This is a genomic window from Sandarakinorhabdus oryzae, assembly GCF_009733735.1.
In the GTDB taxonomy this organism is placed as follows: Bacteria; Pseudomonadota; Alphaproteobacteria; order Sphingomonadales; family Sphingomonadaceae; genus Sandarakinorhabdus; species Sandarakinorhabdus oryzae.
In genome coordinates this window covers 1-654 of sequence record NZ_WNJP01000396.1, presented here as the reverse complement: position 1 = coordinate 654, position 654 = coordinate 1, and the positions used below count along the sequence as shown (strand labels likewise).

The window sequence follows — 654 nt, the reverse complement described above, 5'->3', positions numbered from 1 at the left end:
CGTTACTCGATCAATTTGCTGGCCATGGTGACCATCTGCTGGCCGTGCGTGCCGCCTGGGAGGCCGCGCGGACCGCGCGGGAGGCCGCCGTGGCCGCGCGGGAGCGGCTGGCGGCAGACCAGCGCGACCGCGATTGGCTGGACCATACCGTGGCCGAACTCGAGGCGCTGGATGCCCAGCCGGGCGAAGAGGAAGAGCTGGCGCTGGCCCGGGCTGCCATGCAGAAGGGCGCCCGGCTGACCGACGACCTGGCGACAATATCCGAACTGTTCGGGCAGGGCAGCAACACATTGGCCCAGGGCGCCCGCCGCCTCGACCGCATTTCGGGCGAGCATCCGCTGCTCGCCGCCGCGCTGGAGGCGCTGGACCGGGCGCTGGTGGAGGCCGGCGAGGCGGAGACGAAACTGGCCGAGGCGGTGGGGGCGCTCGACGCCGATCCGGCCCGGCTGGAACAGGTGGAAAGCCGGCTGTTCGAACTGCGCGGGCTGGCCCGCAAGCACAAGGTGGCCGCCGATGCCCTGCCGGCGTTTGCTGCCGAGCTGAAGGCCCGGGCCCAGGCGCTGGTGGCCGGCGAGGAAGGCCTCGTCGCCCTGGAAGCCGCCGTGAGGGCCGCCGAGGCCGATTATGCCCGCGCTGCCGCCGCCCTGGGCCAGG

General features: G+C 73.4%; 1 pseudogene. It reads left to right on the top strand.

What is annotated here, in order from left to right:
* Nucleotides 1-654, top strand: a pseudogene (locus GJ693_RS17335) (DNA repair protein RecN); the annotation flags it as partial.